This is a genomic window from Nitrospira calida (assembly GCF_976986435.1).
Genome location: NZ_OZ335950.1, coordinates 2,713,722 through 2,727,500, shown reverse-complemented (window position 1 = coordinate 2,727,500; position 13,779 = coordinate 2,713,722). Strand labels below are relative to the sequence as shown.

Here is a 13,779-nt window from a genome sequence, read left to right as displayed (position 1 = left end):
ATGCTGAATACTGAATGTAGAATGCTGAATTGAGGATGGGAAAAATTTAGAATTCAGCATTCGCGCACCTTGCGTGTGTTCCCGGTGGCCATGCCGGAGGGGTCACACCCGTTCCCATCCCGAACACGGAAGTTAAGCCCTCCAAGGCCGATGATACTGCTGCCGCGAGGCAGTGGGAAAGTAGGACGCTGCCGGGTTACAAAAAGCCGGTCAGGTTGTACAACCTGACCGGCTTTATCTTTTACAGCCCGAGAGCGTCCGCGACTTTCTAATACTAATAAGTTAAGAAGAAAGTCGCAGGCGTTTATCCGTCTGCAACGGTCACGATAGCGCGATGAATAGCCGCGCGGTACGCGCAAGCGAGGTTTGAACCTCTGCCGGGTTACAAAAGGTCTGTTGGGTCTCACGACCCAACAGGCTTTTCTTTTTCGGACAAAGATCAAGACGGCGGGCTGGCCAGGCCGTGCCCTGCTTAGACGTTACGGCGTGATCGTGCTAAGCTGTATAATGCATGATTTCATTTGACGGACAGTGAGTCCTCACCGGGTTTAGGCCGCTAACATTTTCTCCTTCGTCAGCGACACGCTCGCAACAAATGGCTGCATCGGCGGCTTACCAGAACACCCGCGTCTCTGATGGGTTCGCTGTTCGTTGTACGCCTGCAACCAGGCATCCCAGTCAGTCTGGATGCTCGCCCAGCGTCCGATAGAGCTTCTTCCAGAACGCCACGCGATAGAACGCATTGAGCAGGGGCGTGTGGAATCGTTCACCGATTCCGTTGGTCTGGGGATGCTGCGTCTTGGTCCGGGTGTGATCGATGTTCTCGACGGCGAGATACCATTCGTACTCATGGCGCTCCGGCGCCCCACCGTACTCCGTGCCGCGATCCGTGAGGACGCGATTCAGCGGAATCGCGTGCTGCTCGAAGAACGGCAACCCCCGGTCATTCAGCAGCTCGGCAGCCGTGACCGGCGTTTGGGGGTCATACGGCTTGGCAAACCCGACCTTGCTGGAGGTATCGCTGAAGGTCTGTTGGTCGATCCGGCCCACGCCCTGGAGTGTCCCGAGAGAGAACGTGTCCTGCGCCCCCCAGGAGCCCGGGCATTCACTTTCAAACTCGCCATGCGCTTCTTTGTCCGCTGGGGCTTGCTCCAAGCCACGACTTGGGTTTCGGTTAAGACGCGGCCTTCTTGGGCGCCCTTCGCGTCTAGCGCCCTCAGCTGCGTCCGCATCGTCTCCAGATCGTGCCGGAGCCAGATGCACCGGATGCCCACGGGGGAGATTGGCAGGGCCTGTTTGCGGAGTTCGTTTGCCACGCGCTGTGGGCCCCAGGCTGGTTGGTCGCTGGCCATCTGCACAAGGGCCTGTTCCCCGTCGGGCGAGACCTGATTCTTCCAAAGCGGCTTCCGCCGGGAAATCTCCTGGAGGGCGGCCTCGCCCCCTGGGGCATAGAGTTCTTTGAACCGATAGAAGCTAGCTCGACTGTAACCCATCACCTGACAGGCCTTCGGGACGCTGCCGAGTTGCTTCGCCAACTCCAAGACATCCACCTTCGTCTTGATGATCTTCGGTTCCGTGGTCAGCGTCCTCGCTCCTTTCGGTGAAGGCAAGGACTCTCCCTGACTGTCCGATTAAGTTCTAGCTTTCACATATGAAAAGGCCGCTGGTCGAAAAATCAGCGGGCCTTTTCTTTTCTGACGAAAATCGAAGATTAAGATCGGCGGGATGGCAGACCTTAGCTGCTCAGATGCTCCGATTCCACCCGACTAAGGCTCGATCTGCTCGGCTGCGGAACTCGCTCCGATTCAAGCCGCGCTTGATCGGCGCTCAAACATTCTCGCCGGCCTGCGGCACGCATCTCTTCGCCAAGTCGGGTCCCGGAAGCTCCGCAATTCGCGACTGCAGGTCCGCCATCCCGTTTCAAGTGCTATTGAGGCTAAAGAGGAGACGGTGGAGCGCTGCGGTCGCTTGTAGACCGCAGCGCTTTAGGCGTTGACGCTCGGCGAACTGTTTGCCAGTGACGATCAACTCTGCCGAGAGTCGGTCCGCAAGGCGGGACGGTTCCCAGCCGATTGATGATGTCATTGACGTCGTCCCATCCTCTTGTCATCCCGCGTCCTGACGTTTCGTCTGCATCGCCTCGCGGTATCGTTCCAAATATTCGAGGACACCCTCCTTCGGCACCGCGAACAGGCTCAAGGCGTGGCGGATAAGCGTCGTAGAGGCTTCCACCTCAGGTTGGATGACTTCAGTCGAGCCGACGGCAGCGAGTTTTTCGGCCTCCATCAGTCCATGCGCGCGGGCCAGGATCGGCACCATGGGGTTGGGCGTGCGGACGCGGCGCACTGCGAGCACGGCGGGTTCGATTTCCGGCAACGCCACGACCACGAGCAACGCATCTGCTGTTCCGGCCTTCGCGAGCAATTCTTGATGCGACGCGTCGCCGTAGAGGCAGGGGGTGCCGCGGATCTGTAACCGGCGAACGATGTCTGGATCTCGCTCGATCACGATATATGGCAGTGCGAACGTATCCAGCGCTTTGCCTAACGCGCTGCCGACCCGACCAAAGCCGCACAGAACCACGTGCTGACGCGGCGTCTCGCGTTCCGATGGCCATGAAACCGAATCGTGCGAGTCCCGTGCGAGTCGCCGCCTGCCTATCCACACGGGCACGTACCGAACGAGGATGGCGTTCAGGAGAATCGTCAAAAGCGAGGCGGCGAGGGTTGCATTGTACACATCGATGCCGACATGTCCCGCCGTTTTCGCCATCTGCACAAGGACGAATGAGAACTCTCCGATCTGGGTGAGACCGATCCCGACCAAGAGCGCCGTCGCCAGCGCATAACCGAAGATCCGCACGACGACCGTCCAGATCAGGAGTTTGCCGGCAACGATCAAGGCGATCATCGTGGCCAGCAAAGAGAGATTTTCGACAATGACACGCGGGTCGATCAGGACGCCGATCGTCACGAAGAACAGCGCGACGAAGGCGTCCCGAATCGAGAGCAGCCGGGTCAGCGTCTCGTGCCCGTAGTCGGACCCACTGATGATCAGGCCTGCCAAGAAAGCTCCCAAGGCAAGCGACAGCCCAACCATCTGTGTGGCGGCTGCCGTTCCAAGCCCGATGGCCAGCGCGACGAGCAGGAACAGTTCTTGGTTCTGGGTCCTGGCCACGCGCGTCATGATCGGCGGAATGACCTTCGCGGCCAAATAGCCGAATGGAGCTAGAATCAGCAGTGCCTTCGCCAAGGCTTGGCCGATCAGGACCAATCTTCCCGACTCGAACGTGCCAAGAGCCGGAACAAGCACGGTCATAGCCACCACCGCCAAATCTTCGACCAGGGTAATGCCAATCATCACGCGCCCGTGCCGGGAATGGAGCTCGCCACGATCGAGGAGCAGGCGGGCGAGGACCATGGTGCTGGCCATAGAAATGGCCGCGCCGATCACGATGCTTTGGGAGGTAGGCCAGCCGATCAGGCTGCCCACGCCGACGGCCAATCCGATAGACATCAGGATCCCGAGGGGCCCCCCTACGAGAGCCACCCATTTGACCCGCATCAGATCCTTCACCGAGAATTCGATGCCAATCGAGAACATCAAAAGGACGACGCCGACCTCGGCAAACAACTCGAACGTATGCAACTCCGAGATGGCCGGTCCCGGTGTAAATGGGCCGATCGCGATGCCGCCCAGCACGTAGCCGAGGATCAACGGTTGGCGGGCGATCCATGCGAGCGTGCCACCGGCCACGGCGGCGAGGAATACAGCGGCGAGGTCTCGGAAGAATACCGGATCGGGTATCATGCGGCCCTCTGAGTCTCTACAGCAAGACACGGACGTGCACGTGTCACGGCGCTCCTAAGCTCGGAACAGATGCTTCCCGGGCGTCTTCCAGAGAAGGAGAAGGGGACTGGCCACAAAGACGGACGAGTAGGTTCCGATGATGACGCCAAGTAAGAGAGCTATTGAGAAATCATGGAGGACCTCGCCGCCCGCGACGGCGAGTGGAAGGAGGACGATGACGACAGTCAGGCTTGTGACGATCGTACGGCTAAGGACTTGATTGATCGCGTGGTTGATCACAATCTCCACCGAATCGCGCCGTCTCTGTCGCAGCAGCTCTCGGATCCGATCAAAGACGACGACCGTGTCCGTCAACGAATATCCGGCCAGCGTCAAGAGAGCCGTCACGACAAGGAGGGTAATCTCCTTATCCATGGCATAGAAAATCCCCAACACAGCGAGCACATCATGGAACGTGGCCAAGGCTGCCGCGATGCCGAAACGGAACTCGAACCGTGCCGCGATGTACAGTACGATGCCGGCGAATGAAATCAGGATGGCGATCAACGCATCTTGTTGGAGCTTCTTTCCGATGCTTGGGCCGATCTCGCTCGTTGCCTCGACGACAAACCGATTCTCGGGGAAGTCCTGGGCGAAGATTGAGAGAATCCGGTCTGCGACCCTCTCCTCCAGCGCACTTCCGAACTTGACCCGAATGAGCAGGGTGCGCTCGCCTACAAACTCTTGCAGTTCGGCATTATCGAGGCCGTTAGATTCGAGCGCCTTCCGCGCGGCGTCGAGCAGGACAGGTTGTTCGAACTTGAGCTGCACCGCGGTGCCGCCGGCAAAATCGATTCCAAGATTTGCTGCCCCACGCGCGATTTGTATCGTCGCGAGGAGCCCAAGAATCGCGAGTACAGAGGATAAGACAAAGGAATGGTAGCGCCATCCCATAAAATCAATGGACGTCTTCCCAAGAATCTCGAGCATGCTAGCCCCCTTCTTGAAAGCCACGCAGGTAGACAGTTGCGTCCACTGCGGTGACGGTCACCGGTAAGACCGCGAAGAAACGCGGCAGACCTGCGTTGGCAATATCCTAAGTGGATCGGTGCTGAGACTTAGGCGAGGAGGCTCGGGGGAGCACGCGAGGCGGCAGCGTCATCAAGCGTCCATGCCGCAGACGACTGCGTACCAGGTGTTTGGTTGCCAGCAAAGCAACCGGAATCGTCTTGAGTGACGGTTAAACTGCCATAGGCAATGGCCTTCTCGAGCAGAAGAAGAGATAAAGGGGGAAGGGTGGCGAGAGCCGGCACCAGAACTGGTTCAGGGGCGGTCACACGATGAGGAAGATGGCGCTCATCACTTGGATCAGGACCAGGATGGAGATGGAAAAGGGGCAGAAGTATCAGCAAGAGGCTGAGAGCGGCCAGGTTCGCTTGGCGTCTTATCAGGCAAAGTCGTCGCATGCGTAGCCTATTCCTAGGACAGTGTATACAGCCAGAGCCCCAAGTGCCACCCCCTTTAAGGTCAGAAGTATGTGAGGACGAAAAGGGGGCGCCCATCTCGAAGGCTCCGGTCAAGGGGGAAAACAACTCCTCCGCACGCCGCTGTGACCCTGATGCGGCGTGCACCCGTCGTGTTTTGGGCTCCTTCACCAGGTGCGAGCCCTGAGGCGCACCCCGGTTCTCGCTGCTCGTGGTGTCGACTCCATCAACTGAGTCGCACCGGTCACCCATCAGGATCAAGGCCAGGAAGGAGCACCCAGGGGTGCTCCTTCCGCCCTTGGCACACGCGGTGCCCCAGAGCACTGTCGGGACCCGGCTACGTCCATGGCGTTCGCACGCCGCACAGAACTCGTGGCTGCCTGGTGGCGCCACCCTTCGCGTGGCTCGCGGCCGAGGCGGCTCAGCTCCCTCACCGGTGGTGAAAGCGTCGGGGTGGGCAGGCGCCAGGCCACTCAGAAACGGCGGGCTCGCAGCCCCACCCCTTTGCGGGCTCCACACGCCTCCCCACGACTCTCTTACGCCGCGAACGCGCGGGGCACCTGAAACGGGACCTGGTCCCGCAGGAGGTGAGAACAGGCCCGCGCCAGTTTGTGCGCGACGGCTTTCAGTGCCACGAACTCGGCCGGCCGGGCGGCCTTGCGCTGGGAGAACCGGCGGATCAGCGGATCGTAGCGAATCGCAACGTGGGCCGCCTCAAAGAATGCCCAACGGAGATACTTGCTGCCGTTCTTGGTATTCCCGGCCCCCTTGCGTGTGCCGTTGCTCAGGGACTGGCTGCTCGCGCACCGACAATAGGAAGCGAACTGGCCGACGGTGGCGAAGCGCCGGATGTCGACGGTCTCCAGCAGAATCGTCGAGGCGAGTGTGGGACCAATGCCGCAGGGTGAAGCCGGGACGCTGATCGGCTTGGTGACGGACGGCGCGGTCCACCTCCGTGATCTGCGCCTCGAAGCAGCGCAGCACCGTCAGGGAACTCATGACGGACCGTCCCTGCTCCGGCGCCGACATGAGCGTGGCGACGGTCTCCGGGCTGCGCTGACGGATCCGATTCAACGAGAAGCGCTGACCCGTGAGCCGCGCCAGCAGGCTTTGCAGACTGAGGATGACGGTGGTCTTCTGCCGTACCTACTGCCCGCGCTTGCGCAGCAGGTCTCGCAGGGGCTGGTCAGCCGTCAGGTAAATGTGCCCAGTTGGCAGCCACCCCAGTCGCAGGAGGTGCGCCAACCAGCGCGCATCATGGGGATCATCGGCGTGCTTCCAGCCACTATCCGGCGGAAGGGCCGGGACCTGGGCGAGGTGCACGACGTAGCCCGCGTCCATCAGGCCGTCCACGAGCCAGTACCAATGATAGGTGGACTCCACGGCAATGCCCTGCAGGGTGTCCCGCAAGGGGGCGAAGGCCGCAGGATCCCCGCCAGCTCGTTGCGAAGCCGCTTCTGGTAGAGGACACGATCGTCTTCATCAAGCACCACGACCACATTGTTCGTCCCATGCAGATCGATCCCAGCAGCGCTCTTCATCGCAACCTCCTCTCTGTGGGGAGTCACCAGCACGCCGCCACGAAGTGACCTTATTCTCCAGCGAGGAGCCTTCGAGATGATTATCAGGAGTCGTTACGGCCTACACGAGAGGGTCGCCTCAGGCGACTCAGTGGCGGCTTTCCAGAGTTCTATGCGGCTACGTCTGCGCGAGTCCGCAGGCGGATCGGATGTCCCAAGGAGTCTGGCTGCAGCAGACGCAAGTCCGCCGTTCGCGCGTGATGATTGACGGTTTGAGCATACTTCATTTGAACAAGCGGCAGGGAATGCTCCGTTCCGGGTATAGGCAAGATACGATTCCTCGCTCAGGCTCTATCAACGCCGCGAATGCGGTAATCCGAGATCTGATTTTCTGGACCGTAGTCGGCGTAATCGCCTTGTTGTCTCTTCCACCGGAACTCCCCCCAGGTGATGGGCCGATATCTGGGCGGTGAGTGCTCGTTCGTTACAGCCGCAAGCGGCGCATAGATGGCCTCGTAGGCCGGGTTAAAGAAGAAGGGCAGGCTGTAGCGCTCGCGGTTCGTGCTCGCCCGCACGCGATGGACCGGTGCCGGATAACGATCGTTGCTCCGGACCTGGGCGATGTCGCCGATATTGACCACCAAGGCGCCGGTCACCGGCTCCACCAGAATCCATTGGCCATCAAGGCTGATCTCAAGGGCGCTCACTTCGTCATGGAGGAGGACGGTCAGCGCCCCGGCATCGGTGTGATGATGGATACCCAGATGACCCGTTGCAGAGGCCGGCTGCTCCGGACACAACGGATCGTGGCAGGGGTAATAGTTCAACCGAAGGAAGCTCGTGTGCCGACCAACGAAATCGCGGGTGAGCGCGTCGGGTGGCACGCCGAGGCTCTCGGCGATCGCCTCGAGCAGCGCGAACGCGACCCGCTCGCACGCGCGGAAGTATTCCTGCATTGTGGGTCTGAAATCGGGGCACAGACGGGCGTCGGGCCAACGGTTGAAACCATCTTGAGTCCAGTTGGCCGGATCATCGTCAGGGAGTTCCGGGTGGGGGTATACCAGAAGTCGAACACCTCTTTCATGTCTCGGGTGTTCTTTGTGAGTTCGCGGTTGTACCACCCTCGGGCGTTCTCCTTCGAACGCGACACGGCTTGTTTCGCGTCCAACGGGAGCGCAAAAAACCGCTTGGTCTCACCCCAGACGCGCTCGATCAGATCCGCCGGTAGGCCGTGTCCGGTGATGTGGAAGAAGCCGTACTCGCGACAGGCTGCCCCGATCGCCGTTATCGTCTCGTCGTGCCGGGGGCTCCGGCTGCTGAGGGGCTTTATGTCGATCGCCGGAACTCGCTTGGCAGGCATGGCGAGTCTCACAACAAGACCATTACTTGTCGTCAATCCAGCCATCCATACGCAAGGTCTGGACAGCCGCGCCCGTCGGCGAGAGCTTGCCGAGGCAGCCTTAGCGTTGCAGAGTTCCGACGCCCGTGATAAGGCAATCCATCGTGGATGTGCGGGGATAGGATTACCAACCTCATGGCCAGTGGGGAAAGGTTCAAGGGTCTTGTAATCGCACATTGGGTGGGCTGGCGGGGATGAGCTGGCCCGCCCTTGCTCTTCTTGCGGACTTGTATTACATTGTCTGACATGAAAGGTGTGATAACCATACGGCTGGATGCGGAGCTGGAGCGGATGCTCGACACGTTTTGTCGCCGATCCAAGCGCAAACGCAGCGAGGTGGTGCGGGATGCCTTGCGGCGTCAACTGTCGTTGTTCCTGTTCGAGCAGCTTCGGCATAAAGCGATGCCCTTCGCCGAGGCGCGCGGCTATCTGACGGATGAAGATGTGTTTAAAGCGGTGTCGTGAAGGTCTTGCTCGACACCAACGTCCTGGTTAGCGGTTTTGCGACGCGGGGACTGTGTGCCGACGTTATCCGCTTGGTGCTGGCCGAACATGAACTGATTGTAGGGGAGATCGTGCTGGAGGAAATCCGGCAGGTCCTCTGGAAAAAAATCCGTCTTCCGGATCCGCTCATCGCCGACATTCTCGCGTTTTTCGAAAACCAAACCATTCGGCCGAAACCAAAGACGATCCCCTCGATTCGCCTGCGTGACGGGGACGATCTCCTGGTTCTTGGATCAGCCTTAGCTGCGAAGGCCGACGTCCTGATCACCGGAGACCACGATCTCTTGGATGTCAGAGAGCAGGTGCATAACATGTTGATTACGGACCCACGCGGTTTCTGGAATCTAGTTCAGAAAAGACCAACGAAATAGTCAAAAGCCGGCAACGTGGGCGGGAGTCTTATAGAGACTTATAGAGACCTGAATGTGAATTGGGTATTGATCCGATGCCGGAGGAAAATGCGACACTTAATAACTCGGTGAGGGTATGACTGGCCACTACAGGGGACGTGTTCCTTTCGTTGCGGTTCTCTTCTTCAGCATGGTTTCGGGCTCCGGGACGGTGACCGCGGCCGATCAGGCCGGCGAGGGGCTTCAGAAAGAGTCCGGCGGCGAAGCGGCGCCTGCGGCGAAAGCCGACACCGCGGCCATGCCGAAGGAAATAGTGGGCAAAGACGGCGCGCCGATGGTGCTGATTCCGGCTGGCGAGTTTGTGATGGGGTCGCCCGACGGCGAAGGCCTGGATAACGAGCAGCCCGAACACAAGGTTTGGGTGGATACGTTTTATTTGGATAAGTATGAGGTGACGAACGCGCGGTACGAAAAATTCATGGAGGAGACAGGGCGCGCGAGGCCGAAATTCTGGGAACAGTTGGACCTCACCGTCCATAGTGAGCTGCCGGTCATTGGCGTAAGTTGGCACGATGCGAAAGCGTACTGCGAATGGGCGGAGAAGCGTCTGCCGACGGAGGCCGAATGGGAGTATGCCGCCCGAGGGACGGATCGCCGGCGATATCCGTGGGGCAATGCGGAACCGAACGGGCAATTGGCGAATTACGCCAAACGCTGGTCTTACAAGTTCTATGACGATCGTCTGGAGCCGGTGAACAGCCACGAGGCTGGCAAGAGTCCGTTTGGCATCTACAACATGGCGGGCAACGTGTTTGAGTGGGTGGCCGATTGGTATGAAATCAAATATTACATGCGCAGTCCGGATCGGAATCCCTCCGGCCCTGAGACCGGTGAATTGAAAGTTATGCGGGGCGGGTCGTGGAACTTCGCCGGTGAATATATCCGGACGACCAGCCGCATGAAGCTGAAACCCACGGAACGGGAGGCGGACGTCGGTATCCGGTGTGCACGCAGTCCTTAGCCCGTATTCTTGAAGAAGAACGCTGATACATCGGGAAAAGGCATGCAAGAACGTGCCGGGACACCGCGATCGTACTTATGGGTCACTCACACGCAATATTCAGCGATGGATCGCAGAACAGTGGTCCGATGACCGGCGGTCGCATGTACCGGCCAGAAGGATCTTGCGCACCCATCGGAGTATTGAGCGGCGGCCCGCCCGGCATGCCAGGAAGCCCACGGCCTGCGGTGCCAAACACCGTTTTGGCACCCGAGCCGACCGGCGGGTTGACCGGAGCCGGCACCGATGTCTGTTCTGAAGCTGCCGTGGGAACCCCGACGCTCGGCAAGGACGGTTGTAAACCGCCTTGTCCACTCTGCGGGGTTTGGCTCTGCGCACTAGGTGATACGGACACCGTTTGCGCGGCGCACGGCAACGTCATCGCGCTCAGTCCAGCGAGCACCCCGAGAGAGAAGGCCATCCGGACAGGTGGCTTCATGACCTTCCTTTGTTCCGACTGTCTTCTTTCAACCTCACGTTCATATCCTAGCTCTAGGATCGGAGGATAAGCCAGCTTTCTGCACTGCTGTGCACCGCAGCCTCGCGCCGATGGGCTCAATATGTCTTTACGTCACGCCGTGTCATCGTGAAAAACGGGTGCGCGGGCCGAGCTATTCAGGCAGTGACTCTCGATGACATCGCCGAGATCACAGTGCAGCAGGAGCCCGTTGCGCGGTTCTTTGACCTCAGACTCGGATTGTCCGGTTTTCCAGGGGAGACCGAGTCATCGTACTGCACGGAGTCCGCCATCCCGAAATATTCAAGGCGTGTATCCACACCCTCAGGCTGTCGGTCGGAACCGGGTAGGCGCGTGGTGTAGCGGTGTTCCCTCACAGACAGCCGACGGGGACGAACCCGGTCCCGAAAAGCCTTGCCAATGCGACCCATCGGGCATTGTCGTAAAACGAGTAGCTCGGCAACCGGAGGGTGCGCCCGGTTGGGTCGCCTCCATAGGAAGGGTCGCTGCCGAAAAAGAACCCGCCTCGGGTCCGTTCGTTTAGCCTGATCCATTCGGTGTAAAGGGCGCAAATCTCTTCGCGAGTCGAACCGGACGAAGCGACGCCGGCGTACCAGTCCTTCGACCAGTTAGGAACGTCCCCGATGCGCCCGGACCCTGGTACGTTTGCGTACCAATCGATCGGCGGCGGGTCGCTCAAGCGTCCAACTGCAGTGCCCGGCGTCTTTGGTTTGTCCGGGAGGCCGATAAACGGCGGAACCGTTGACAGCGGCTTGAGGTCGAGTGCGCGACATCCCGGCCGCTCGCGGTTAACATAAAGGGTCGTTCCTCCCGATTGCGGACATTCCCACACCTCAGCGGTGCCAGAAGGGGCAGGGGGTGGACAGGGCGGGGAGAGCGGTGACGAGCACGCCACCGACGGCGTACAGGATCAGATGATTCGGTCGCATAAGGCACCTCCATCATCATGATGCCCACTCAGAAGCAATTTATTGTATCGCGTCATCAAGGTGACAGGCTATGGCCGAGGGGAGCGATAGCTAGCCGGCTTTGGAGGGGGGGGACTACTAAAGGAGGGGCTTTCAGTATCGTGTTTGCGGGAGATCCGATCGGATTGCGTTTTTGATTCACCGGAATCCGCGTTTGCGGTACGCTCAATACGCAACGAAAATCGCAACGGCTTTGAAGGAGCATACCCAACCGATGCGTATGCAAGGACGACAGCACCAGAGAATGCAGGTTCCTGCTCCGTTCGTGTGTTCATTGCGGCGTCATGGGCTGGCGCCATTGTTCGCTCGGCGCAGCGCCGGCCTCGGTATCGTGTTCGATATCTCGCCCAAAGGGGCCAAGGTGATGAGCGAGACCGCGGTGAAAGCGGGAGATCGGCTTTCGCTCACCCTTCGCCTGCCGAAGCAGATGGTTCCCGTCTGGATCGAAAGCGCCACCGTCCGATGGGCCAAAGATCATACCTTTGGAGTGGAGTTCATGGTCCTTTCCCCGGTCGCGCAGATGCGTCTGCGAAAGTTCATGACGCTCACCTCAAGTTCGTCGCACTGATTCGCTCGCCTCGCTCGTAAACGACCGGCGATCCCGGCAGAGACTGTTCTGGGCACAGTGTGGGCGATCCACGCGCTTGGGACGACGCCCAGGAATGGTTTTCGCGAGGCGGCCGTTGACCCGTGGCAACAGTTCGGCTAGAAGCGAAGATCACTTGGAGAACCCGGCCAGAAGGAGCGGGCTGGGCGGGATCTGCTGATATGATGACACGGGTTCGAGGTGGCTTCGTCGCGGCCTACGATGCGTGCTGGGGTCTTGCCCTGCTGCTGGCAGCCGGATTGAGTGTCATGGTCGCACCGGAAGTTGGGTCTTCACCGAATGATCAATTGCAGACCGCAGAAACACAGCGGGCATCCATCGTTCAGGTTCTTCGGGCACCAGACTGGAAGGGAGCGGTGGAACTCGGGGATGAAGGGTGTATCGCGTCCCACGGGGAATATACCGTGTGGGTGTACGCCAAAGGGTCTCAGTGCGGTGTGCCGCGCGAGCAGGCCGATCGCGTCGTGGTGATCCGTCAGCCATTACCTGGCGTTGCTCCGATCAGAGGTGAGACACAACTTCCTGGAGGCCGCTACAAGGTATGGGTGTACGGCGCAGGCGATCCTGGCCATCCCGGATTGCGGTTGTGCGCCAAGATTTGCGTGACCGGAGTCTTGTCTGCAACGCCCAATTGGGTGTCTCTCGGCTGGATCGAACTCCGCGACAACCAACTGCTCTTGCTGCGGTCATGGGACCAGCCGGAAGCCCACAGCCTGTACATTCAGGCGGTGGTTCTCTCGTCGAACGACGTCCAACCGGATTGGACACCTTGAAGAAGACGTCGCGGATGACGTGTCAATCGTGCAAGTGGTCCTCGCGTTTAACGATGAACGTTCAACGCTGAACGATCTGCCGGCTATTCCCGGGCGAAGAGGGTATCGAGAATCCGGCGGGCGGCTTGCGCAACCCGCTCCGGATCGTGTTGAGCGCTCAGAATGGTCTCCAGCAGATGGTGAGCGTCCGCATTGTCCGGTTTGAGCTGGACCGCAAGGCGGAGGGCTTCGATTGCGTCGGTCGGATTGCCTTGGACCATGCGCACCAGCCCGAGATCGGCGTAGGTTTCGGCGTCGTCCGGTCTCAGTCGCGCGGCCGCCTCTAACGCGGCAGCGGCGGCGGTCCATTCGCCTCGCGCCATCAAGGCGCGGCCCAGCCAATAAAAGGCTTCCCCGTCGTGCTCGCGCAGCTGGACCGTGGCGCGGAGCGCTTCGACTGCCCCAGCCCAATCATGCCGGTCCATCAGCACGACTCCGAGACGACGGTGAGCCTCGGCGAATTCGGGGTTCAGCTTGATTGCTGCGCGGAACTCCTCGGCCGCTCCGGTCAAGTCCCCGTGGTGGTGCAGAGTCTCACCGAGCCGAAAATGGGTCTGGGCATCGTCGGCCTTGAACTCGGGAGAAGCCCGCAGCGCATCACGGGTTCTCCGAAAGTATTCTTCTAGGTCGGCTTCCGAGATCGATTCGTCCGCGCGACCAGTCTCTCCCGAACGACCTGCTGACCGGGCGGCTTCGCCAACCTCCAGTCCGATCGATGACCAGGTGAGGAATAGGAGCAGGCCGGACAGCCACACAGACATGGCCACATGCTACCGTTCGATTGCGCCCCAGGCAAGGGCCGTGGATC

The 13,779-nt window shown here is 60.1% G+C and carries 13 protein-coding genes, 1 rRNA gene and 2 pseudogenes; 8 read left to right on the top strand and 8 right to left on the bottom strand.

Annotated elements, in window-relative coordinates:
* Positions 1 to 80: 80 nt before the first annotated feature.
* A 5S ribosomal RNA gene (gene rrf / locus ACWHTU_RS13430) occupies positions 81 to 197 on the top strand.
* Between the two features lie 351 nt (positions 198 to 548).
* Here the strand turns inward: rrf and ACWHTU_RS13425 are convergent.
* The 4 genes and pseudogenes from ACWHTU_RS13425 to ACWHTU_RS13410 all read right to left on the bottom strand — a co-directional run bounded on the left by ACWHTU_RS13425 (position 549) and on the right by ACWHTU_RS13410 (position 6,124).
* Positions 549 to 1,583 (bottom strand): annotated as a pseudogene (locus ACWHTU_RS13425) (IS481 family transposase).
* 523 nt (positions 1,584 to 2,106) lie between these two features.
* Positions 2,107 to 3,810: a cation:proton antiporter gene (locus ACWHTU_RS13420; RefSeq protein WP_447859881.1), complete on the bottom strand. Its 1,704-nt coding sequence runs from the start codon at positions 3,808 to 3,810 to the stop codon at positions 2,107 to 2,109.
* 54 nt (positions 3,811 to 3,864) lie between these two features.
* Positions 3,865 to 4,779, bottom strand: a complete 915-nt coding sequence (gene secF / locus ACWHTU_RS13415) for a protein translocase subunit SecF (protein ID WP_447859880.1) — start codon at positions 4,777 to 4,779, stop codon at positions 3,865 to 3,867.
* A gap of 1,030 nt (positions 4,780 to 5,809) precedes the next feature.
* Entirely contained in the window at positions 5,810 to 6,124 is a 315-nt protein-coding gene (locus ACWHTU_RS13410) for a transposase (RefSeq protein WP_447863365.1), read from the bottom strand.
* Between ACWHTU_RS13410 and ACWHTU_RS13405 the strand changes: the two genes are divergently transcribed.
* Positions 6,123 to 6,737 carry a hypothetical protein gene (locus tag ACWHTU_RS13405; protein WP_447859879.1) on the top strand — a complete coding sequence of 205 codons (615 nt, stop codon included), beginning with the start codon at positions 6,123 to 6,125 and terminating at the stop codon, positions 6,735 to 6,737. The two genes, ACWHTU_RS13410 and ACWHTU_RS13405, sit on opposite strands and share 2 nt — an antisense overlap.
* A gap of 400 nt (positions 6,738 to 7,137) precedes the next feature.
* On the opposite strand, the gene ACWHTU_RS13400 is transcribed toward ACWHTU_RS13405, so the two are convergent.
* Both ACWHTU_RS13400 and ACWHTU_RS13395 read right to left on the bottom strand, forming a co-directional pair.
* Positions 7,138 to 7,749 carry a 2OG-Fe(II) oxygenase family protein gene (locus ACWHTU_RS13400; RefSeq protein ID WP_447859878.1) on the bottom strand — a complete coding sequence of 204 codons (612 nt, stop codon included), beginning with the start codon at positions 7,747 to 7,749 and terminating at the stop codon, positions 7,138 to 7,140.
* Positions 7,750 to 7,856: 107 nt separating this feature from the next.
* A pseudogene (locus ACWHTU_RS13395) lies at positions 7,857 to 8,153 on the bottom strand (2-oxoglutarate and iron-dependent oxygenase domain-containing protein); the annotation flags it as partial.
* Between the two features lie 285 nt (positions 8,154 to 8,438).
* Between ACWHTU_RS13395 and ACWHTU_RS13390 the strand changes: the two are divergent.
* The 4 genes from ACWHTU_RS13390 to ACWHTU_RS13375 all read left to right on the top strand — a co-directional run bounded on the left by ACWHTU_RS13390 (position 8,439) and on the right by ACWHTU_RS13375 (position 10,926).
* On the top strand, positions 8,439 to 8,657 hold the full coding sequence (locus ACWHTU_RS13390; protein WP_447859877.1) for a ribbon-helix-helix domain-containing protein: 219 nt from the start codon (positions 8,439 to 8,441) through the stop codon (positions 8,655 to 8,657).
* Positions 8,654 to 9,067: a putative toxin-antitoxin system toxin component, PIN family gene (locus ACWHTU_RS13385; protein WP_447859876.1), complete on the top strand. Its 414-nt coding sequence runs from the start codon at positions 8,654 to 8,656 to the stop codon at positions 9,065 to 9,067. The genes ACWHTU_RS13390 and ACWHTU_RS13385 overlap by 4 nt, the downstream gene beginning before the upstream one ends.
* Positions 9,068 to 9,236: 169 nt before the next feature.
* On the top strand, positions 9,237 to 10,067 hold the full coding sequence (locus ACWHTU_RS13380; RefSeq protein WP_447859875.1) for a formylglycine-generating enzyme family protein: 831 nt from the start codon (positions 9,237 to 9,239) through the stop codon (positions 10,065 to 10,067).
* Positions 10,068 to 10,611: 544 nt separating this feature from the next.
* Positions 10,612 to 10,926: a PH domain-containing protein gene (locus ACWHTU_RS13375; protein WP_447863364.1), complete on the top strand. Its 315-nt coding sequence runs from the start codon at positions 10,612 to 10,614 to the stop codon at positions 10,924 to 10,926.
* 10 nt (positions 10,927 to 10,936) lie between these two features.
* Here ACWHTU_RS13375 and ACWHTU_RS13370 read toward each other — a convergent pair whose 3' ends face one another.
* Complete coding sequence (locus tag ACWHTU_RS13370; protein WP_447859874.1) at positions 10,937 to 11,263, bottom strand: hypothetical protein; 327 nt, start codon at positions 11,261 to 11,263, stop codon at positions 10,937 to 10,939.
* 503 nt (positions 11,264 to 11,766) lie between these two features.
* On the opposite strand from ACWHTU_RS13370, the gene ACWHTU_RS13365 reads away from it, so the two are divergent.
* Both ACWHTU_RS13365 and ACWHTU_RS13360 read left to right on the top strand, forming a co-directional pair.
* Positions 11,767 to 12,120, top strand: coding sequence for a PilZ domain-containing protein (locus ACWHTU_RS13365; RefSeq protein ID WP_447859873.1), 354 nt, complete (start codon positions 11,767 to 11,769; stop codon positions 12,118 to 12,120).
* Positions 12,121 to 12,320: 200 nt separating this feature from the next.
* On the top strand, positions 12,321 to 12,932 hold the full coding sequence (locus ACWHTU_RS13360) for a hypothetical protein (RefSeq protein WP_447859872.1): 612 nt from the start codon (positions 12,321 to 12,323) through the stop codon (positions 12,930 to 12,932).
* A gap of 83 nt (positions 12,933 to 13,015) precedes the next feature.
* Here the strand turns inward: ACWHTU_RS13360 and ACWHTU_RS13355 are convergent, their stop codons facing one another.
* Positions 13,016 to 13,732, bottom strand: a complete 717-nt coding sequence (locus ACWHTU_RS13355) for a tetratricopeptide repeat protein (protein ID WP_447859871.1) — start codon at positions 13,730 to 13,732, stop codon at positions 13,016 to 13,018.
* Between the last annotated feature and the right edge of the window lie 47 nt (positions 13,733 to 13,779).

Excerpts from the sequence above, each read along its gene's own strand:
- ACWHTU_RS13420 (WP_447859881.1), bottom strand. The coding sequence starts at position 3,810 with ATGATACCCGATCCGGTATTCTTCCGAGACCTCGCCGCTGTATTCCTC.
- secF (WP_447859880.1), bottom strand. The coding sequence starts at position 4,779 with ATGCTCGAGATTCTTGGGAAGACGTCCATTGATTTTATGGGATGGCGC.
- ACWHTU_RS13405 (WP_447859879.1), top strand. The coding sequence starts at position 6,123 with ATGTCGACGGTCTCCAGCAGAATCGTCGAGGCGAGTGTGGGACCAATG.
- ACWHTU_RS13400 (WP_447859878.1), bottom strand. The coding sequence starts at position 7,749 with ATGCAGGAATACTTCCGCGCGTGCGAGCGGGTCGCGTTCGCGCTGCTC.
- ACWHTU_RS13390 (WP_447859877.1), top strand. The coding sequence starts at position 8,439 with ATGAAAGGTGTGATAACCATACGGCTGGATGCGGAGCTGGAGCGGATG.
- ACWHTU_RS13380 (WP_447859875.1), top strand. The coding sequence starts at position 9,237 with ATGGTTTCGGGCTCCGGGACGGTGACCGCGGCCGATCAGGCCGGCGAG.
- ACWHTU_RS13365 (WP_447859873.1), top strand. The coding sequence starts at position 11,767 with ATGCGTATGCAAGGACGACAGCACCAGAGAATGCAGGTTCCTGCTCCG.
- ACWHTU_RS13360 (WP_447859872.1), top strand. The coding sequence starts at position 12,321 with ATGATGACACGGGTTCGAGGTGGCTTCGTCGCGGCCTACGATGCGTGC.
- ACWHTU_RS13355 (WP_447859871.1), bottom strand. The coding sequence starts at position 13,732 with ATGTCTGTGTGGCTGTCCGGCCTGCTCCTATTCCTCACCTGGTCATCG.